Origin of the sequence: Pelagibius sp. CAU 1746, assembly GCF_039839785.1 — a bacterium.
Taxonomy (GTDB): domain Bacteria; phylum Pseudomonadota; class Alphaproteobacteria; order Kiloniellales; family Kiloniellaceae; genus Pelagibius.
Genome location: NZ_JBDOQT010000002.1, coordinates 617,257 through 635,721, shown reverse-complemented (window position 1 = coordinate 635,721; position 18,465 = coordinate 617,257). Strand labels below are relative to the sequence as shown.

Annotated in this window: 22 protein-coding genes; 13 read left to right on the top strand and 9 right to left on the bottom strand. The window is 68.7% G+C overall.

Annotated elements, in window-relative coordinates:
• Nucleotides 1-45 precede the first annotated feature (45 nt).
• The 3 genes from AAFN88_RS19780 to AAFN88_RS19770 form a co-directional block, all read right to left on the bottom strand.
• Complete coding sequence (locus AAFN88_RS19780) at nt 46-1,368, bottom strand: glycerate kinase (protein WP_347522392.1); 1,323 nt, start codon at nt 1,366-1,368, stop codon at nt 46-48.
• A 5-nt stretch (nt 1,369-1,373) separates the two neighbouring features.
• A complete protein-coding gene (locus AAFN88_RS19775; RefSeq protein ID WP_347522391.1) occupies nt 1,374-2,099 on the bottom strand; it encodes a FadR/GntR family transcriptional regulator in 726 nt (241 codons plus the stop codon).
• A 309-nt stretch (nt 2,100-2,408) separates the two neighbouring features.
• Entirely contained in the window at nt 2,409-2,885 is a 477-nt protein-coding gene (locus tag AAFN88_RS19770) for an NUDIX hydrolase (RefSeq protein ID WP_347522390.1), read from the bottom strand.
• 112 nt (nt 2,886-2,997) lie between these two features.
• Between AAFN88_RS19770 and AAFN88_RS19765 the strand changes: the two genes are divergently transcribed.
• Nucleotides 2,998-3,900, top strand: coding sequence for a dihydrodipicolinate synthase family protein (locus AAFN88_RS19765; RefSeq protein WP_347522389.1), 903 nt, complete (start codon nt 2,998-3,000; stop codon nt 3,898-3,900).
• A 99-nt stretch (nt 3,901-3,999) separates the two neighbouring features.
• On the opposite strand, the gene AAFN88_RS19760 is transcribed toward AAFN88_RS19765, so the two are convergent.
• Nucleotides 4,000-4,695 carry an anti-sigma factor gene (locus tag AAFN88_RS19760; RefSeq protein ID WP_347522387.1) on the bottom strand — a complete coding sequence of 232 codons (696 nt, stop codon included), beginning with the start codon at nt 4,693-4,695 and terminating at the stop codon, nt 4,000-4,002.
• Nucleotides 4,696-4,718: 23 nt separating this feature from the next.
• Nucleotides 4,719-5,219 carry a sigma-70 family RNA polymerase sigma factor gene (locus tag AAFN88_RS19755; RefSeq protein ID WP_347522385.1) on the bottom strand — a complete coding sequence of 167 codons (501 nt, stop codon included), beginning with the start codon at nt 5,217-5,219 and terminating at the stop codon, nt 4,719-4,721.
• 218 nt (nt 5,220-5,437) lie between these two features.
• On the opposite strand from AAFN88_RS19755, the gene AAFN88_RS19750 reads away from it, so the two are divergent.
• Nucleotides 5,438-6,037: a fasciclin domain-containing protein gene (locus tag AAFN88_RS19750; RefSeq protein WP_347522384.1), complete on the top strand. Its 600-nt coding sequence runs from the start codon at nt 5,438-5,440 to the stop codon at nt 6,035-6,037.
• 53 nt (nt 6,038-6,090) lie between these two features.
• On the opposite strand, the gene AAFN88_RS19745 is transcribed toward AAFN88_RS19750, so the two are convergent.
• Nucleotides 6,091-7,005, bottom strand: a complete 915-nt coding sequence (locus AAFN88_RS19745; protein ID WP_347522383.1) for a cation diffusion facilitator family transporter — start codon at nt 7,003-7,005, stop codon at nt 6,091-6,093.
• Nucleotides 7,006-7,011: 6 nt separating this feature from the next.
• On the bottom strand, nt 7,012-8,058 hold the full coding sequence (locus tag AAFN88_RS19740; RefSeq protein WP_347522382.1) for a 4-hydroxyproline epimerase: 1,047 nt from the start codon (nt 8,056-8,058) through the stop codon (nt 7,012-7,014).
• 102 nt (nt 8,059-8,160) lie between these two features.
• Here AAFN88_RS19740 and AAFN88_RS19735 point away from each other — a divergent pair, with 102 nt between their 5' ends.
• The 4 genes from AAFN88_RS19735 (at nt 8,161) to AAFN88_RS19720 (ending at nt 10,984) form a co-directional block, all read left to right on the top strand.
• The gene (locus AAFN88_RS19735) at nt 8,161-9,012 is read left to right on the top strand and encodes an N-formylglutamate amidohydrolase (RefSeq protein ID WP_347522381.1); all 852 of its coding nucleotides are present in this window, start codon (nt 8,161-8,163) and stop codon (nt 9,010-9,012) included.
• A 50-nt stretch (nt 9,013-9,062) separates the two neighbouring features.
• On the top strand, nt 9,063-10,205 hold the full coding sequence (locus AAFN88_RS19730; RefSeq protein ID WP_347522380.1) for a carboxylate-amine ligase: 1,143 nt from the start codon (nt 9,063-9,065) through the stop codon (nt 10,203-10,205).
• Nucleotides 10,206-10,305: 100 nt separating this feature from the next.
• Nucleotides 10,306-10,602 (top strand): DUF1244 domain-containing protein, encoded by a 297-nt coding sequence (locus tag AAFN88_RS19725; protein ID WP_347522379.1) that lies wholly within the window; start codon nt 10,306-10,308, stop codon nt 10,600-10,602.
• A 133-nt stretch (nt 10,603-10,735) separates the two neighbouring features.
• Nucleotides 10,736-10,984, top strand: coding sequence for a DUF2312 domain-containing protein (locus tag AAFN88_RS19720; protein ID WP_347522378.1), 249 nt, complete (start codon nt 10,736-10,738; stop codon nt 10,982-10,984).
• A gap of 157 nt (nt 10,985-11,141) precedes the next feature.
• On the opposite strand, the gene AAFN88_RS19715 is transcribed toward AAFN88_RS19720, so the two are convergent.
• Nucleotides 11,142-11,669 carry a hypothetical protein gene (locus AAFN88_RS19715; protein ID WP_347522377.1) on the bottom strand — a complete coding sequence of 176 codons (528 nt, stop codon included), beginning with the start codon at nt 11,667-11,669 and terminating at the stop codon, nt 11,142-11,144.
• 262 nt (nt 11,670-11,931) lie between these two features.
• On the opposite strand from AAFN88_RS19715, the gene AAFN88_RS19710 reads away from it, so the two are divergent.
• From AAFN88_RS19710 to AAFN88_RS19695, 4 genes are all read left to right on the top strand, one after another.
• A complete protein-coding gene (locus tag AAFN88_RS19710) occupies nt 11,932-12,294 on the top strand; it encodes a nitrile hydratase (RefSeq protein ID WP_347522376.1) in 363 nt (120 codons plus the stop codon).
• The gene (locus AAFN88_RS19705) at nt 12,291-12,575 is read left to right on the top strand and encodes an SH3-like domain-containing protein (protein WP_347522375.1); all 285 of its coding nucleotides are present in this window, start codon (nt 12,291-12,293) and stop codon (nt 12,573-12,575) included. The genes AAFN88_RS19710 and AAFN88_RS19705 overlap by 4 nt, the downstream gene beginning before the upstream one ends.
• The gene (nthA, locus tag AAFN88_RS19700; protein WP_347522374.1) at nt 12,575-13,225 is read left to right on the top strand and encodes a nitrile hydratase subunit alpha; all 651 of its coding nucleotides are present in this window, start codon (nt 12,575-12,577) and stop codon (nt 13,223-13,225) included. The genes AAFN88_RS19705 and nthA overlap by 1 nt, the downstream gene beginning before the upstream one ends.
• A gap of 294 nt (nt 13,226-13,519) precedes the next feature.
• Nucleotides 13,520-14,299, top strand: coding sequence for a TIGR01458 family HAD-type hydrolase (locus AAFN88_RS19695; protein ID WP_347522373.1), 780 nt, complete (start codon nt 13,520-13,522; stop codon nt 14,297-14,299).
• 9 nt (nt 14,300-14,308) lie between these two features.
• Here the strand turns inward: AAFN88_RS19695 and AAFN88_RS19690 are convergent, their stop codons facing one another.
• Nucleotides 14,309-14,935, bottom strand: a complete 627-nt coding sequence (locus AAFN88_RS19690) for a glutathione S-transferase family protein (RefSeq protein ID WP_347522372.1) — start codon at nt 14,933-14,935, stop codon at nt 14,309-14,311.
• Nucleotides 14,936-15,128: 193 nt separating this feature from the next.
• Between AAFN88_RS19690 and AAFN88_RS19685 the strand changes: the two genes are divergently transcribed.
• The 3 genes from AAFN88_RS19685 (at nt 15,129) to AAFN88_RS19675 (ending at nt 18,458) form a co-directional block, all read left to right on the top strand.
• The gene (locus tag AAFN88_RS19685) at nt 15,129-15,893 is read left to right on the top strand and encodes an SDR family oxidoreductase (RefSeq protein ID WP_347522370.1); all 765 of its coding nucleotides are present in this window, start codon (nt 15,129-15,131) and stop codon (nt 15,891-15,893) included.
• A 104-nt stretch (nt 15,894-15,997) separates the two neighbouring features.
• The gene (locus tag AAFN88_RS19680) at nt 15,998-17,059 is read left to right on the top strand and encodes an alpha/beta hydrolase (RefSeq protein ID WP_347522368.1); all 1,062 of its coding nucleotides are present in this window, start codon (nt 15,998-16,000) and stop codon (nt 17,057-17,059) included.
• Between the two features lie 169 nt (nt 17,060-17,228).
• Nucleotides 17,229-18,458 (top strand): aminotransferase class V-fold PLP-dependent enzyme, encoded by a 1,230-nt coding sequence (locus tag AAFN88_RS19675; protein WP_347522367.1) that lies wholly within the window; start codon nt 17,229-17,231, stop codon nt 18,456-18,458.
• The last annotated feature ends 7 nt before the right edge of the window (nt 18,459-18,465 follow it).

Below are 18,465 nucleotides of genomic sequence, written 5' to 3'. Positions count from 1 at the left end.
ATTCTCCGAGAACCCAGCCCAAAATTTCCGGTGTTCGGGCGTGTGCTAACGTTCTGCCGCTTCGGGGGTCACCAGGATGGCGCGAAAATCATTAACATTGGTGAGGGTCGGTCCGGTCACCACCAGGTCGTTCAGGGCCGAGAAGAAGCTATAGCCATCGTTGTCGGCCAGCATGGCCTTGGCGTCGAGCCCCCCCGCGGCGGCGCGGGCCAGGCAGCCGGGCCCGGTAATGGCGCCGGCGTTGTCCTCGCTGCCGTCGATGCCGTCGGTGTCGCAGGCCAGGGCATAGATGCCCGGCGCCCCTTGCCCCGGCGCGCTTTCGAGGGCGACGGTCAGTGCCAGCAGGAACTCGGCGTTGCGCCCGCCACGGCCCTGGCCGCGCAGGGTGACGGTGGTCTCGCCTCCGGACAGGAGCACGCAAGGGCTGGCTGCGGGCTGGCCGAAGCGGGCCACTTGGCGGGCGATGCCGGCCATGACCTGGGCCACCTCTCGGGCCTCGCCTTCGATGGAATCGCCCAGGATGACCGGCGTCACCCCTTCCTGCCGCGCCAGCGCGGCGGCGGCTTCGAGCGAATCCTGCGGCCGGGCGATGAGGTGGGTCTCGCAGCCGGCGAGGCGCGGATCGCCGGGCTTCGGCGTCTCTTCCGCACCGGCCTCGAGGTGGGCGCGCACCGACGCCGGAGCATCGATGCCGTATTTGTCGAGGATCGCCAGGGCGTCGGCGAAGCTGGTCGGGTCCGGCACCGTGGGGCCCGAGGCGATGACTGCCGGGTCGTCGCCCGGCACGTCGGAGATCAGCAGGCTGACCACCCTGGCCGGCGCGGCGGCGGCGGCCAGCCGTCCGCCCTTGATGGCCGAGAGGTGCTTGCGCAGGCAGTTCATCTCGTCGATGGCCGCCCCGGAGCGCAGGAGCGCCTTATTGACCGCTTGCTTCTCTTCCAGAGTGATCCCCTCGGCCGGCAGCGAGAGCAGCGCCGAGCCGCCGCCGGAGATGAGGCACAGCACCAGGTCGTCGGGGCCGAGGCCCTGGACCATCTTCAGGATGCGCCGGGCGGCGTCGAGCCCGGCCTGATCGGGCACCGGATGGGCGGCTTCGATCACTTCGATGCGTTGGCAGGCCACGGCGTGGCCGTAGCGGGTCACCACCAGGCCTGTCAGCTCCGACTCCGGAAGGTGGCCCCAGTGATCCTCGACCGCCCGGGCCATGGCGCCGGCGGCCTTGCCGGCGCCGACCACGACGATGCGCCCTCCGGATCCCTTGGGCGGTTGCGCCGGCAGGAAGCGCGGTACGGCGCGGGCCGGGTCTGCGGCTTCGAGGGCGGCATCGAAAAGCCGGCGCAGAAACGCGCCGGGCTGCGGGGCTCCCATAGGCGTCAACCGCGGGCCGCGGCCTGCGGCTCTTGCGCCGCCTGCAGGGACTCTTCTTCTTCTTTCTCTTCCTCGTAGCGCGACAGCACCGTGGACAGGTGCTCGCGCATGGCCTCTTCGGCCGCGTCGCCGTCGCCGCGCTGGATGGCGGCCCAGATTGCCCGGTGCTGCTCCATGAAGCGGCGGTCGTCGGCGGGGCTGGAATAGAGGCTATAGCGATGGAAGGCGAACATTTGCTCCAGGATGTCGCCCAGAATCGACATGAGGTGCATGAAGACGGCGGAGTTCGACGCCTTGGCGATGGCCAGGTGGAAATTCAGGTCGTCTTCTGCCTTGGCGCGCGAGGGGCGGTCCGGGCTCATGATGGTGGCGAAGCAGCGCTCGATCTCCTGCAACTGCTCCGGCGTCGCCCGCTCGGCGGCGCGGCGCGCGGCCCAGACTTCCAGGTTGGCGCGCACCTCGGCGAGGTCGTGCAGGTTGTTGCGGTTGGCGCGCACAAGGCGGGCCAGCGCCGAATCGAGCTGGTCGGCCGCCGCGGTGATGCGGGTGCCGCCGCCCTGGACGGCGGTGACGAAGCCCTGCGCCTTGAGCTGCTGCAGGGCGGCGCGCACGGAAACGCGGCTGACGCCCATCATGTCCGCCAGTTGCCGCTCGCCGGGCAGGCGTTCGCCGGGGGCCAGTTCGCCGCTGGAAATCATGCGCAACAGCTCGCTGGCGATACGATCGGCCACGCGCTCGCGCGGAATTTCTTGAAATCGACGATCCATGGCGTCCTGCGCCGGCTTTTCGGTCCCGTCGCGCCCGGCGTTCCCCGGGGCTCCGTTTCCGATTTTCTGCCAGCCTCCCTTTCAATCCGGAGATACACTAGTGGTTTTTTGGTATGACCACTTTGAAACCTATTAATGCGGCATTCGAACCGCCGCGTCAAGGCAACAATGGAATAGTTTTCCAAAATTTCCGATCACGGTGCCAGGGCTCGCCGCGGCGGCCGGAAGTCGAGGCTGCCGGCGGGCAATTCCGGCCGCCGGGGTCCCGGCCGGCTACTCCGTGGTTCCAGCCCCGGACCCGGTCTCCGCTCCGGGCCGCGGCGCCGCGCGGTCGGCCTGCCCCTCCATCACCCCGCGCACCACCCGGGCGACATCGGCGCAGAGCGGCTGCGGCAGAGCCGCCGCACCGACCCAGCGCGCCTCCAGGGCGTCGTCGCGGGCCAGGGGCTCGCCGCCGGCCCAATCCAGGCGCAGGGCGACCATCAGATGATGGTGGCCACCGTCGATCAGGTCGATGACCTCGAAGGGCCTGGGGTTGGCGCCCCGGACGCCGGTTTCTTCCCGCAGCTCGCGCCGGGCGGCCTCGGCGATGGGCTCGCCCCATTCCACCTTGCCGCCGGGAAAGCCCCAGTGTCCGGCCTGGGGCGGATTGGCGCGGCGCACCAGCAGGACCTGCGGCCCCGTGGGATGGCCGCGGGTCACCACCGCCAGCACCGCAAGACGGGGCAAGGGGCAGCCTGTCGTGTGCATTCTCGTTTCCAAGGCGGCCTGATTCGATGACGCAGGGCGGTGGGACATGCTAAGAGCTTGAGAAGTCACAGTCCATTCGGAGGCGTGAGGCGACCATGAAGGGGCAAGGGGCATGACGGTGGAATGGGAGGGAGTCTTCCCGGCGGCGACGACACAGTTCACCACCGGCGGCGAACTGGATCTGGAGGCGACCGCGGCGCACCTGGAGATGCTGATCGGCGCCGGCGTGCACGGTCTGGTGATGCTCGGCACCGTGGGGGAGAACTGCTCCCTGGAGGCGGCGGAGAAGCGCGCCGTGGTCAAGACGGCGGCCGAAACGGCGGCGGGGCGCGTGCCTGTGGTCGCCGGGGTTGCCGAGACCACCACCGCCGCGGCCTGCCGCTACGCCGCCGACATGGAGGCCCTGGGCGCAGATGGCCTAATGGTCCTACCAGCGATGGTCTACAAGTCCGATGCGCGCGAAACCCTGGCCCACTACCGCGCCGTGGCCCGCGCCTCGGCCCTGCCGGTCATGTGCTACAACAATCCGGTCACCTACGGCGTCGACATCACGCCGGAAATGTTCGCCGAACTGGCCGACGAGCCGACCCTCGTCGCCATCAAGGAATCTTCCGACGACCCGCGCCGCCTCACCGACATCGTCAACGCCTGCGGCGAGCGCTACGTGCTGTTCGGCGGCGTCGACGACCTGGTGATGGAATCGGTCATGCTGGGCGCGGCCGGCACGGTGGCCGGGCTGGTCAACGCCTTTCCGGAGGAGACATTGAAACTCTGGGAACTGGCGCGGGCCGGGCGCACCGCCGAGGCGCTGAGTCTCTATCGCTGGTTCACGCCGGTGCTGCATCTCGACTGCCACCCCAAGCTGGTGCAGTACATCAAGCTGGCCCAGGCCATGTGCGGCCACGGCACCGAAGACTGCCGCCCGCCGCGCCTGCCGCTGGTGGGCGAGGAGCGCGCGCGCATCGCCGGCCTGATCCAGGAAGCCATCGACACGCGGCCCGCGCTGCCGGCCTAGAGTAATCCGCGTCCAGATGGACGCGGGCAGGTTGCTCTAACTTATTAGTGTGGATCGCTTTACTCTCGATCGGGCGATTCCGCCGGATCGAGGAGTGATCTAGCGCGTTTGGATCAGCGGACCGCTGAGGATCACCGGTCCAGTCGCCACGCCGCCTGGGGCGCCGCCGGGCGGCTCCACGGTGATCGCCAGGGTGTCGCCGGGCCGCAGCGCGGCGTCGAACAGCAGGTTGGGGCGCTGCGGATCGACGAGGCCGAGCGAGACCGCCGTTCCTCCAGGGGGAATCCGCCAGAGCTCCAAGGAGCGGTTCTCAGGCGCGTCGACTCTGAGGCTCCGCACGACGGCGGTGCCTCGTTCCACATCGACCTCGACGATCATCGCCGGGCCTTCCCCGCCTTCCGGCGTGACCAGGGCGACGTAGCTTTGTGCCGGCGCCATCGGCGGCGCGACCTCGAGCGGCACAATGGCGAGGATGGCGCCGACCACGACCATGAGGCAGGCGGCGATGCCGCTGCTGGCGATGGCGACGGCGCGCCAGCGCCGGGTGCGGCGCTCGGCGAGCTGTATGATCTTCGCCGTCTCCGCCCCGCCGTCCAGGGCCGCGCTGATGCGCTCGAACAGGCCGGCGGGCGGCTCGGCCGGCGGCGCGGCGAGCGCCAGGGGCGCCAGCCTGTCGTCCCAGTCCCGGCGCGCGCGCCGCTGTTCCGCGCTCTCGCCGTCGCGCGCTTCGGTACCGAGGGCCCTTTCGCCCGCGTCCAGGTCCTTGTCGAGGCTTTTGTCGTCCTGGTCGGCCATCTGCCGATCCTACTCCACTTCCACTACTCTTCCAGGCAGCCGCGCAGCGCCGCCAGCGCCCGGCGCAGCCAGGTCTTCACCGTATTCGCCGGCGCATCGAAGCGCACCGCCAGTTCCTCGCGGGTCAGGCCCCCGCAGTAGGCGAGGATCACCGCCCGGCGCGGGGTTTCTTCCAGGCGCTCCAGGCATTGCAGCAGCGCGTTCAGGTCGGCCTGGTCGCCGCGCAGGCCCTCGGCCTCGTTCAACAGCACCTCCAGCGCGTCGTCCTCCATCGGCCGGTCGCCGCGGCCGCGCTTGCGCAGCAGGTCCAGCGCCCGGTTGCGCGTCACCCCGGCCATCCAGGCCAGGGCCGAGCCGCGCGCCGGGTCGAAGTCGCCGGCGCTGCGCCAGATGGCGATGAAGGCTTCCTGGAAAGCCTCTTCGGCCAGGCTCCTTTCCCTACAGATGCGCAGGGCGACGCCGAAAAGTTTCGCGGCACAGAGGTCGTAGAGCGCCCGGTAGGCCCCGCGGTCCTGCCGCGCCACGCGCGGGAGCAGGAAATCGGGGCCCTCTGCCCTGAGCGACTCTGCTCCGGGGGGCCCTGATCCGGGGGTCCCTGACATTGGGGGTCCTGCGGTGTCGTCGCGGCCCATCCGTCCCCTTCGAAATTTTTTTGTCCGGCAGCGAAACTTTTTCCGGTCCGGCGGCGCAAGCCCTGGGAGAGCGGAATTATCCGCGCTCCGAGAAGGAAAGGATAGCATCGATGAAGACTTTGACGAAACTGATCGGTTCGAGCCTCCTGGCCGTCAGCCTGGCCGCCTGCACGGCCAATGCCGAGACAGGAATGGCGAAGCAGCAGTCGGCCGCCGCTTCGGGCGACACCACGATGGTCGGCGGCGCGCCCATGTATCCCTCGAAGAACATCATCGAGAACGCGGTCAACTCCAAGGACCACGAAACCCTGGTCGCCGCGGTGAAGGCGGCGGGCCTGGTGGAGACGCTGCAGGGCGAGGGGCCCTTCATGGTCTTCGCGCCGACCGATGAAGCTTTCGCCAAGCTGCCCGCGGGCACGGTCGACGACCTGCTGAAGCCGGAGAACAAGGCGCAGCTCCAGAAGGTCCTGACCTATCACGTGGTCCAGGCCGCGGCGATGAGCGACGCCATCAACAAGATGATCGCCGATGATAACGGCGTGCACGCCGTACCGACGGTCGCCGGCGGCAAGCTCCTGGCCGAGAACGACGCCAAGGGCAACATCACCCTGACCGACGAGAACGGCCGCACCGCCACGGTCACCATCGCCGACGTGCGCCAGTCCAACGGCGTGATCCACGTCATCGATACCGTCCTGCTGCCGAAGTAAGCGGCAGGCGAGGGAGCTATGCAGGGCGGTGTGCCTCCGCCGCCCTGCGCCCCCTAGTCGTCGCCGCAGTCGCCGCGTTCGATCTGGATGGTGGAGTGGTCGATGCCGTAGCGCCGGGCTAGCACCTGCTTGATCCGTTTCAGGGTCGCCTGGGGGTCGCTGGCCTCGCCGATCTGCGCGTGGAGGGTCAGCAGAGGCCGTTCGGGGGTCAGCGACCAGGCGTGGATGTGGTGGACGTCGATCAATCCCGGCACGTCGTCGATGAGGCGCTGGCGCAGGTCCGTCGGTTCGATGCCGGCGGGCGTGCCTTCCAGCAGGATATGTACCGACTCGCGGACCACCAGCCAGGCGCTGCGCAGCACCAGCAGGCCGACCAGTAGGGAGAGCAGCGGGTCGATGGGCGTCCAGCCGGTCCAGAGGATGACCAGGGCGCCGAGGATGGCGGCGGCCGAGCCCAGCAGATCGCCGAGGACGTGGGCGGCGGCGCCGCGAAGGTTGAGGTTGCGCCGGTCGCCGCCGTGCAGGATCGCGAAGGCGACGAGGTTCACCACCAATCCGAGGCTGGCGATCACCAGCATGATGCCGCCCTCGACCGGGACCGGTTCGCGCAGCCGCTGAACCGCCTCGATGAAGATCCAGCAGACGATGACGATCAGCACGGCGCCGTTGGTGAAGGCCGCCAGCACCTGGCCGCGGTCGTAGCCGTAGGAGCGCCGCGGGTCGGCCGGGCGGCGGGCGATGCGAAAGGCGATCCAGGCCAGGGCCAGGGCGGCGGCGTCGGTCAGCATGTGCGCGGCGTCGGCGAGCAGCGCCAGGGAGCCGGAGATCAGGCCGCCGGCCACCTCCGCGCCCATGAAACCGGCGGTGAGCAGGAAGGCCCAGAACACCCGCTTCTCGCTGTCGGCACCCGCCCCGTGAACATGGGCATGTCCGTGCCCGTGATGATGACCGTGGTGCGAATGCTCCATGAGGCCTCAGACCACCTGGAAGCCGTGCGCGTAGGGATCGCGCGCGTCGATGGTGATGGTGTTGAGGCCGGTCATGCGCGCCCAGCCCTCGATGGAAGGCACGATGGCCCGGTGTGAATTGCCTGGGTGATTGCCGACCTCCGTCTCCGCCTCGACGCGGCCGGTGAAGAGGCTGCCGATGATGCTCTCGTGCACGAACTTGTCGCCGGTCTTCAGGCGGCCCTTGGCGTGGAGCTGGGCCATGCGCGCCGAGGTGCCGGTGCCGCAGGGGCTGCGGTCGATGGCCTTGTCGCCGTAGAAGACCGCGTTGCGCGCGTCGGCTTCCGGCTTCGTCGGCTTGCCGGTCCAGAGGATGTGGCTGACGCCGCGGATCGTCGGGTTTTCCGGGTGGACGATTTCCACCGCGTCGTTGAGCGCCGCGCGCAGCAGCGGCGAGAGGCGCTGGATGTCGCCGGGCGTGAGATCGGCCATGTCGCCGTAGCCCTCCTGCGGCTCGACGATGGCGTAGAAGTTGCCGCCGTAGGCGATGTCGACGGTGATGCCGCCCAGCTCCGGGCAGTCGACGGTGACGCCCTCGGCGGCCAGGTAGGAGCCGACGTTGGTGATCCGCACCGAGTCCACGTAGCCGTCCTTCAGGACATAGCGCGCCTCGACCGGACCGGCCGGGGTCTCCAGGCGCAGCACACCGGGTTCGCGCGGCTGCACCAGGCCGCGCTCGACGGCGAAGGTCACGGTGCCGATGGTGCCGTGGCCGCACATGGGCAGGCAGCCGGAGGTCTCGATATAGAGTACGGCGACGTCGCAGTCGGCCCGGCTCGGCGGATAGAGGATCGAGCCCGACATCATGTCGTGGCCGCGCGGCTCGTACATCAGGCCGGTGCGGATCCAGTCGTAGCGGGCGAGGAAGTCCTGGCGCTTCTCGCTCATGGAGGCGCCGGTCAGGGCCGGGCCGCCGGCGGCCACCAGGCGCACGGGGTTGCCGCAGGTGTGGCCGTCGATGCAGAAGAAGGTGTTGGGGCGGATCGCGCCCCCGGCCGTGCCGGTGTCGGTCATGCCCGGCAGTATCGGGGCCGCATCCCGTCTTGACAATGGGCCTCTCCGGGCCTGCGCGGGGGCTTTCCCTGGCCGGGGCGCGGCGGCTATAGTCGGCGCCTTATGTCGGCCCTCGATATGTACAGCGGAAGCCCTCAAGAGGCGCAGGAATCCGGGCTTCTGGCCCCGGACGAGCCGCGCCCCTTCGATCTCGTCAACCCCGGCGGAAAGACCCCGGTGCTGCTGCTCTGCGACCATGCGACGCGCTTCGTCCCGCGGGCGCTGAAGTCGCTGGGCCTGGACGAGGCGCAACTGGCCCGCCACATCGCCTGGGACATCGGCATTGCCGAGGTGACGCGCCACATGGCCCGCCGCCTCGACGCCCCGGCGGTGCTCAGCCACTTTTCCCGTCTCATCGTCGATCCTAACCGCCTGCTGGACAATCCGACCCTGATTCCGGAGATCAGCGACGGCACGGTGGTGCCGGGCAACCGCGACCTGGGCGAGGCCGCGCGCCGGGCGCGCATCGACGCCTTCTTCCGGCCCTATCACGAGGCCGTGGCGGCGCAGATCGACGCCATGATGGCCGGCGGACAGGCGGAAGGGCCGGCGGGTGGGCGGACACCGGTGCTGGTGTCGATGCATTCCTTCACGCCGGTCATGCACGGCCTGCGCCGCCCTTGGGAAATCGGCATCCTGTGGAACCGGGACCCGCGCCTGCCGCGGCCGCTGATGGAGCGGTTGCGTGCCGAAGGACTGACGGTGGGCGACAACGAACCCTATTCCGGCGCCGATGGCCACGGCTACACCCAGCACGTTCACGGCGACCGGCGCGGTCTCGCCAACGTGCTGATCGAGGTGCGCCAGGATCTGATCGATACCCAGCAGGGCGCCGCCGAGTGGGCCGAGCGCCTGTCCGCGGTCCTGGAAGCGGTGCTGGGCGACCCGGCGCTGTATCGCGTCGAGCATTACTGAACGCGGCTTGGGGGCGAGCGCATGGATCGGCGGAGCGGGGAGAAGCGGAGATGAGCGGCGGCCTTTTGCGGCCTGAGCCGTCCTTCACCGTCGGCATGGAGGAGGAGTATCTCCTGGTCGACCGGGAGAGCCGCGACCTGGTGGTCGAGGCGCCCGACAGCCTGATGACCCGCTGCGAGCAGGAGCTGGGCGAGCACGTCAGCCCGGAGTTCCTGCAGTCGCAGATCGAGGTCGGCACCAGCAAGTGCGAGACCGTCGGCCAGGCAGCGCAGGAGCTGGCGCAGATGCGCGGTATCATTGCCGAGGTGGCCGCCGACTACGGCCTGGCGCCCATCGCCGCCTCGACCCATCCCTTCGCCCAGTGGGACGCGCAGAAGCACACCCGCAAGGAACGCTACGACGGCCTGGCGCGCGACATGCAGGCGGTGGTGCGGCGCCTGCTGATCTGCGGCATGCACGTCCACGTCGGGCTGGACGACGACGAACTGCGCATCGATCTGATGCAGCAGGCCAGCTATTTCCTGCCGCACCTGCTGGCGCTGTCGACCTCCTCGCCCTTCTGGCGCGGCGAGGTGACGGGCCTCAAGTGCTACCGCCTCTCGGTGTTCCACGAGCTGCCGCGCACCGGCCTGCCCGAGACTTTCGACAGCTTCGGCGAGTATCAGCGCCACCTGGACGTCATGGTGAGTGCCGGCCTGCTGGAGGACGGCACCAAGATCTGGTGGGACCTGCGGCCCTCGGCGCGCTTCCCGACCTTGGAAATGCGCATCGCCGACATCTGCACCGACGTGGCCGACGGCGCCACCATCGCCGCCGTCTACGTCAGCCTGATGCGCATGCTCTATGTGCTGAAGCGCAACAACCAGCGCTGGCGCAAGTACTCCAACATGCTGATTGAGGAGAACCGCTGGCGCGCGCAGCGCTATGGCATCGACGAAGGCCTGGTGGACTACGGGCGCGGCGAGATCGTGCCCTACCCCGATCTGCTGGAGGAGATTATCGCCCTGACCTCGGAGCACGCCGAGGCCCTGGGCTGCCTGGCGGAGCTGGAGCACGCGCGTGAGATCCTGCGCCGCGGGACCTCGGCGCACCGCCAGCTCGCGGTCTTCAACGAGGCCTGCTACGAGGGCGCCGACAAGCACCAGGCGCTGAAGCAGGTGGTCGACTTCCTCATCGAACAGACGGTGGCCTAGGAGCCGAAAGGCCCTAGGGTCGCCCTGGAAAATTCGCTGCCGGCGCCCCAGATTCCCTGGAGAAGTTGGATCGCCCGGCCAAGAAGGAGAGAGCCTAGCAATGGACGACAAGACACGGACCGAACTGGAGGCCGCGGCCTTCCGTACCCTGGTCGAACACCTGCGCCAGCGCACAGACGTGCAGAACATCGACCTGATGAACCTCGCCGGCTTCTGCCGCAACTGCCTGAGCAAGTGGTACCTGGCGGCGGCCGAGGACAAGGGCCTGGAGATGGACTACGCCGCCGCCCGCGAGCTGATCTACGGCATGCCCTACGACGAGTGGAAGGAGCAGTACCAGACGGAGGCCACCGCCGAGCAGAAGGCGGCCTTTGCCGAAAGCCACAAGCACAGTTAGTTCCTGGGACCACGGCTGAAGCCGGGTTATCCCCGTTTTACACCTCCCCTGGGGCGTTGCCAGAAGCCGGTCCCGCGGCTAGTCTCGGCGCCCTTCGACCGGGTGAGTTCCCGCAGAAATTAGGAGTTTATGCATGGCTGATGCTGGCGGCATTGGGGCGGACCGTCTGCGGTCTTTCATCGAGCGCATCGAGCGCCTGGAAGAGGAGAAGGCGGCCTTGACCGCCGATATCCGCGAGGTCTATTCGGAGGCCAAGGGCGAGGGCTTCGACACCAAGGTGATGCGCCAGGTCATCCGCCTGCGCAAGATGGACTCCGGCGACCGCCAGGAGCAGGAAGCCATCCTCGACCTCTACAAGCAGGCCCTGGGGATGCTGGGCTGACGAGCCCCTGGTGGGCAGCGAGCGCGCGGCTCATCCCCTCCCGACCTTCCCCCATCGCGGGGGAGGGGTAATCTTCAAGCAGCCGGTCGAAAATCTCCCTCTCCCTTGGACGGGGGAGGGTTAGGGCGGGGGCTGACGGTCTTTCCGCTCTAAGCCGCTACAACAGTTCGCTGCGGGAGGTCCGGGCGACTTTCTCGGCGCTGTTGTTCTCCACGTTCTGCTTCACGAATTCTTCGAATTCCTTCATCAGCGCCTTCTTGTCCTCGACCGGCAGGGCGTCATACTCCTCCTGGGTCAGGCCTTTCGATTTCAGGAAGGCCTCGAAGTAGCGCTCCTCCGGCGTCTTCGACATGTAGTCGAGGAAGGCCCGCACGGCCGCCGACTCTTCCGCTTCGTCGTCGGCTACCGCGGCAACGCCGTCGCTTTCCTGGGCGATCTGCTGCGCGCGGAAGCCAGTTTCGGCGGCCGCGACCGCGCCGCCGACCTGCGCGGGCGTTGCGGGCCCGTTGGCCGATGATCCGGCCCATTGAGGAGCCTGGATGCCGGAAGCTTCCTTCGGCGCCTCGATGCCGGCGAGGACCTCCTGAACCTCTTCGGGCGAGCGCCCGTGCGGCCGGACATTACGGCTGTCGAGCAGCCTGTGATCGCCGGCCGCAAAGGTTGGTCCTCCGGTAATCGTCGTCATCGCGGGAGCCTCGCCTTCCTCGTAGAATCTGCAACTTCAGCGGAAAAACAGAAGCAATAATTGCGCCAGAAGCGCGATAACGATCGCTTCACCAACGTCTGCCGCCGATTGGCTGGCCCCCCCCGGCAGGACAGCCTGCGGGACCGGGGCGGCGGCGGGCGAGCGCGCCGCCGCAAGGACCGTATCTGCCCGGCAGGAACTGCCGCCGGCAGGCAGGCCTTCCCCATTGACGCTCTCGGGGGCCGCCGCCGATACTTCCCCCATGAGCAAGGAACGCAATGACGAGACGGTCTTGCGCCGTCATCACGATATGGGCGGCCTGCCCGCCGGGCCTGTCGGGCAGAGTGAGCACGACTACGCCCCCTGGGAGAAGCGGGTCGATGCCATCCTGCGTCTGCTGGCCGATCCCAAGCGCGGCGTCATCACCGTCGACGAATTGCGCCGCGGCATCGAGGATCTCGGCCCCGGCGCCTACGACGAGATGAGCTACTACGAGCGCTGGATCGCCTCGGTCACCAACAACCTCCTGGAAAAGGGCGTCATCACCGTGGACGAGCTGGGCCGCCGCATGGCGGAGATCGGCAAGGCCTGGCCCGCTGGCGTGGGTGAGGAGAAGAAGCCGTGAGCGCGCGCTTCGATATCGGCGAGACCGTGAAGGTGCGCGCCGCCTTCCCGCCGGGCCACGTACGCACGCCCTTCTTCGTGCGCGGCAAGACCGGGCGGGTGACGGCGGTCCTCGGCCCCTACCGCAATCCGGAGGAACTGGCTTACGGGCGCCCGGGCGAGCCGGCCCTGCCGCTCTACCGGGTGATCTTCGAAACGGCGGAACTGTGGGACGATTACCGGGGCGCGGCCCAGGACACCACGGTGGTCGACATCTACGAGAACTGGCTGGAGGCCCCGTAATGGCGCACGACCACGAGCACGAGCACGGCCATCCGCACCAGCCGCATCCCTTCCAGCCGGACCTGGAGGAGACGCCGCTGACCCACTACCAGGTCATGACCCAGGCGGTGGGCGACCTGCTCGTCGAGAAGGGCGTTTTCAGCGCCGACGAACTACGGGCCATGGTGGAGGCCATCGACGCCAAGAGCCCGGCCGCCGGTGCGCGCATGGTGGCCCATGCCTGGGCCGATCCGGATTTCAAGGCGCGCATGCTGGACGACGTGAACAAGGCGGCCGAGGAACTGGGCATCGACGCCGGCGGGATTCCGATCCGCGCGGTGGAGAACACAGAAGGCGTGCACAACGTCATCGTCTGCACCCTCTGTTCCTGCTATCCGCGCCTGCTCATCGGACTGCCGCCGGACTGGTACAAGTCGCGCAGCTACCGCAGCCGCACGGTGCGCGAACCGCGCCAGGTGCTGGCCGAGTTCGGCACCACCCTGCCCGACGATGTCGAGGTGCGCGTGCACGACTCCACCGCCGACCTGCGCTACATGGTGCTGCCGGCCCGGCCCGCCGGCACCGAAGGGTGGGACGAGGCGGCGCTGGCCGGGTTGGTCACCCGCGACTGCATGATCGGCGTGACCCTACCGAAGGGCCCGGAAGCCTGACGGAGGCATCATGCTTCGAGGCGGACCTGCGGTCCTTCTCAGCATGAGATCGAGAGATAGCCTCACCCTGAGGCGCCGCCAGCAGGCGGATATCTGCTGGACGACGGCTTTGAGCGGTGAAGGTGTCACCCCCACCCCAACCCTCCCCCATCGAAGGGGGAGGGGGTTAAGTATTGAAGCAGCCAAAGAAATCTCCTCCCCCCTTGATGGGGGGAGGTTGGGAGGGGGGTGAAGACCGAAGGTCTTTCTCTCGCGTTGTGCTTCAAACCGAACGGCAGTGGAGGGGACTGCGATATGACCTTCCGCGGCCTGCTGCTGGATCTGGAAGGCGTGCTGCACCAGGGCGATGCGCCGATCCCCGGTGCCGTAGAGGCGCTGAGGAACCTTCAGGGCCGCGGCCTGGCCATCCGTTACCTCACCAACACGACGACGCGTCCGCGCCGCGCCATTGCCGGGCGCCTGCAAGCGATGGGTTTCCGGGTCGAGACAGCTGAGATCTTTACCCCGACGGCTGCCGCGGCGCGGCTGCTGGCGGGCCTGGGCGCCAGGCGCATCCACCTGGCCGCCGCGCCGGAGCTGGCCGAGGACCTCGCGGACTTCGCGATCATGGATCAAGGCGCGGTCGACGCCGTGGTGATGGGCGACCTCTACAAGGACTTCACCTGGGACCGCCTGAACGGCCTGTTTCAGCGGATCGCCGCGGGCGCGGAGCTTGTCGCCCTGCACAAGAACCGGGTCTCCCGGCGCGAGGCGGGCATCGCCCTCGACCTCGGCCCCTTCGTCGCGGCGCTGGAGTATGCCGCCGAAGTGCAGGCGCGCGTCGTCGGCAAGCCGGCCAAAGACTTTTTCGGCCTGGCGCTGGGGAGCCTCGGCCTGGCGCCGCAGGAGGTGCTGATGGTCGGCGACGACATCGAGGCCGACATCGGCGGCGCGCTGGCCGCCGGCCTCGCCGCCGTGCAGGTCAAGACCGGGAAATACCGTCCCCAGGACGACGGCCACCCGAACGTCACGCCGACGGCACGGATCGCGTCGATCGCCGGCCTGAGCGACTGGCTCGCAGGGCAGGCGGACTGAGCGCCCGCGCTACCCGGCCTCCTTCGCCGCCAGCTCCTCGTCGATCGCCATGGCGCGGCGAAAGGCTTCGCGGTCGCTGGCCCTTGCCCAGTAGTCGACGAGTTCGGGGCGTTCCTCCAGGGAACCGAAGCGCATGCCCCAGCCGACTTGGCACCCGAGATAGACATCGGCGGCCGTGAAGCGGTCGCCTGCGATATAGCCGTCCGCGGGCACGATCTTCACCAGGGCGTCCATCATGCGCGTGAAGCTGCCGTAGCCGGCCATCCGCTGTTGCCGCCCCTCCTCGGGCTCGAGGCCGAAATGGCGGTCGGTCGCCGCGGCCTCGAAGGGACCGGCAGCGAAGAAGAGGGCGCGGTAGTAGCTGCCGCGCTCGGCGGGCGGCGGCGCCAGACCTGCTTCCGGAAAGGCGTCGGCCAGATAGGCGCAGATGGCGGCGCATTCGCTGACCACCTGGTCGCCGTGGCGGATCGCCGGCACCTTGCCCAGGGGACTGACCTTCAGGTAGTCCGGTGTCCGCATCGGCGGTCCGTAGTCGAGGATCTCCGTTTTGTAGGGACAGCCGATCTCCTCCAGCATCCAGCGGGCGATGCGGCCGCGCGACAGGGGATTGGTGTAGAGAATGACATCCTGGCTCATGGGGCGACTCCGTCTTTCGGGGATTCCCGAAGCTAACTCCAAGTGAGCGGCGCGTCATCCAGACAATCTGCGGCTGTGCCGTGTCTGCGCAAGCTTCGGATACAAGCTTCGGATAGAGACCCAGGCCGTTTCGCTGCTCTTCTCGCGCTCCGCGGCGCAATGGAGCGCGGCGCAAAGCGGAGAGGAGCGGAGCATGAACGCATTGGAAGGCAAGGTCGCCCTCGTCACCGGAGCCAGTTCCGGGATCGGCCGGGCGACGGCGCTGCTGTTCGCGGCCGAGGGGGCGGCGGTGGTCGCCGGCGCGCGGCGGCAGGCGGAGCTGGCGCGGCTGGCCGATGAGGTCGTCTCCGGCGGCGGCAAGGTGGCGGTCCTGGCGGGCGACGTGAGGGACGCGGCCTATGCCGAGGCCCTCGTGGATATGGCGAGAGGCCGCTTCGGCGGGCTCGATGTCGCTTTCAACAACGCCGGCACCCTGGGGGCCATGGGCGCGATCGAAGAAACCTCGGCGGATGCCTGGCGCGATACCCTGGAGACCAACCTCACCAGCGCCTTTCTGGGCGCCAAGTACCAGATCCCGGCTATGCGGGAGCGTGGCGGGGGCTCATTGATATTCACCTCCACGTTTGTCGGCCATTCGGTGGGATTTCCCGGCATGGCAGCCTATGCCGCCAGCAAGGCGGGCCTGGTCGGCCTGACCCAGGTGCTGGCGGCGGAGTTCGGTGCCGAGGGCATTCGCGTCAACGCGATCCTGCCCGGCGGCACCGACACGCCCATGGGCCGCGTGGTGGCCGACACGCCGGAGGCCTTGGCCTTCGTCGAGGGATTGCACGCCCTGAAGCGTATTGCGGCACCGGAGGAGATCGCGCGCTCGGTGCTGCACCTGGCGTCGGAAGCATCCAGTTTCATGACCGGCGCGGCGATGCTGGTCGACGGCGGCGTTTCGATCTGCCGGGCCTAGACTGTTCCCGGCCTAGCCCCTCCGCGTTACCTCCTTTCTGTCCCTGCCCTGCCGGGTGCAAGGCTGGTAAGCTCGCGCGTCGCGCAAGCTAGGGGAGGACGGCCATGGCAACCACGATCTACTTCGGCACCAATCGCAAGGTCACCGGCGGGGCGGCCCCGGAAATCGGCGAGGACTTTCACCCCAACCTCGACGAGTTGCGCTTCGGCAAGGTCACCTTCGCCGGCAAGGATCTCTACAAGAAGGATCTCGGCAGCTTCATCGACGGCGGCCAGATCGCCCTGGCGCCGGAGCAGTTGAGCAAGGAAGATGCCGAGAAGTCCAAGCTGGGCAGCAAGGCGATCTTCGACGAGGTGCGTGCCGAGATGCTGAAGAAGGGCGACGCCCTGATCTTCGTGCACGGCTACGACCACAGCTTTCGCGAGGCGGCGGGACGGGCGGTGCAGATCCAGCAGTGGCTGGCCGCCGGCGGCAAGGATATGACCCTGCTGCTCTTCACCTGGCCTTCCGCCGGGGCCGGGGTGGGACGGCGCACCTACGCCGACGACCGCAAGCGGGCCGAGGCCTCCGGTCCGGCGCTGGGCCGCGCGATCCTCAAGGCCACGGACTTCATCCGCAACACCCCGCGCGCCGACCGCTGCGACGGGCGCATCCACCTGCTGTGCCACTCCATGGGCAACTGGGCCCTGCGCGGCGCCGTGCAGGCCATGCGCACCTTCGTCGGCAACAACATTCCGCCGCTCTTCGACGAGATCATCCTGGCTGCCGCCGACGAGGACGACGACACCTTGCAGGCAACTCACAAGGTGGCGCCGCTGCTGCGCGGCTGCCGGCGGATGACGGTCTACTACAACCACCAGGATCTGGCCCTGAAGGCCAGCGACTACGCCATGGGCAATCCCGACCGCCTGGGCCGCAGCGGTCCGCGTGGCAAGGACGGGCTGTCCGCGAAGGTCTCGGTGGTCAACGTGGCCCCGAAGGTGATCTGGGAGGCCAAGGGCGCCAACGCCTGGACCGCAGATCCCACGGGGCACCAGTACTTCCGCAACAACGCCCGCGTGCGCCAGGACATCGTCCAGGTGCTGCAGGGCAAGCTGGACGGGGATTTCGTCGCCGAAGAGCAGCGGCGCCAGAACGATTTCGGGGACTACTGGCGCCTGCAATAGGCGGCGGACAATCGCGCGGACCTTCGCCCGGCCGGGCGATTCCGCCGCGGTCGACCCTCTAGTGTTTTACGGGCCTTGGGTGTACCTTCGCGGCTTCACGGAAACGTGAGGTCAGGCGGTCGCCGGCCTCGCGCCGTGCGCGGAATGGAATGCCGGGGGGCATCGATTTATGAGGCTGTGGCCACGGATGAAGCTGCAGATCGGCTGGAGGGACCTCCTGGCCGGGGCCGGAGCCTGCCTGACTGCGGGCCGGCGGGAGGAACTGGCCGCCCGCGCCGAATCCTTCTGGCCGGAGGAGGACACCCTGCTGTGCTTCTCGGTGCGCAGCGGTTTCGACCTGTTGCTCCAGGCGCTGGAGTTGAAGCCCGGCGACGAGGTGATCTTCTCGGCCATCAACATCAACGGCATGGTCAACATCGTGAAGCGCGAGGGCTACCAGCCGGTACCGCTGGATTTCGATCCGGCCAGCCTCACGCCGACCGCCGAGACCCTCAGGCAGGCGATCTCGCCGCGCGCCAAGGTGCTGGTGGTGGCGCACCTCTTCGGTTGCCGCCTTCAGTTCGATCACCTGATCGACGCCGCCCACGAGGCTGGGTTGGTGGTCGTGGAGGATTGCGCCCAGGCCTTCAACGGCCGGGCTTATCCCGGCAACCCCAAGGCCGATCTCACCATGTTCTCCTTCGGGCCGCTGAAGAACGCGACGGCTCTGGGCGGCGCCTTGGTGAACGTGCGCAAGCCGGGCCTGCTGGCCAAGATGCGCGCCATCCAGGCGGGCTATCCTATCCAACCGACCAAGCGCCAGGCCAAGCGGGTCCTGCAGTTCGCCGGCCTGAAGCTCTTGTCCCTGCCGCTGGTCTTCGGACTCTTGCAACGGTTCTATGCGCTGCGGGGCAAGGACTTCGAGGATCAGGTGTCCGAGCGCGTGCGCAACGTCGCCAAGTACAAGAAGGCCAAAAGCCTGCGCATCCGCCCCTCGGCGGCCCTCACCGCCCTGTTGTGCCGCCGCCTGGAAGGCTTCGACCCGGCGGTGCTGGAGCGCCGCGCCGCCAAAGGCCGGCGTCTCAAGGACCTTCTGGGCGGCTGCCTGGCGCTGCCGGGCCAGGCCAACGCCCATCACGACTACTGGGTCTTCCCCGCTGTGGTGGAAGATCCGTTGCCTTTCATCGCCGCGATGCGCCGCCAGGGCTTCGATGCCGCCAACCTGCCGCGCAATCAGGCGGTGGCGGCGCCGGAGGACCGGCCGGAGCTGGCGCCGGCGCGCGCCGCCGGGCTTCTCGGCAAGCTGATCATCCTGCCGTGCTACGACTCGGTTCCGGACAGCGAATTGCGGCGCCAGGCCGAACTGGTGCGCTGGCTCGTGCCGCTGCCGGTCGTCGAGACCGTCCGTGCGGCGGAATAGGGGGACC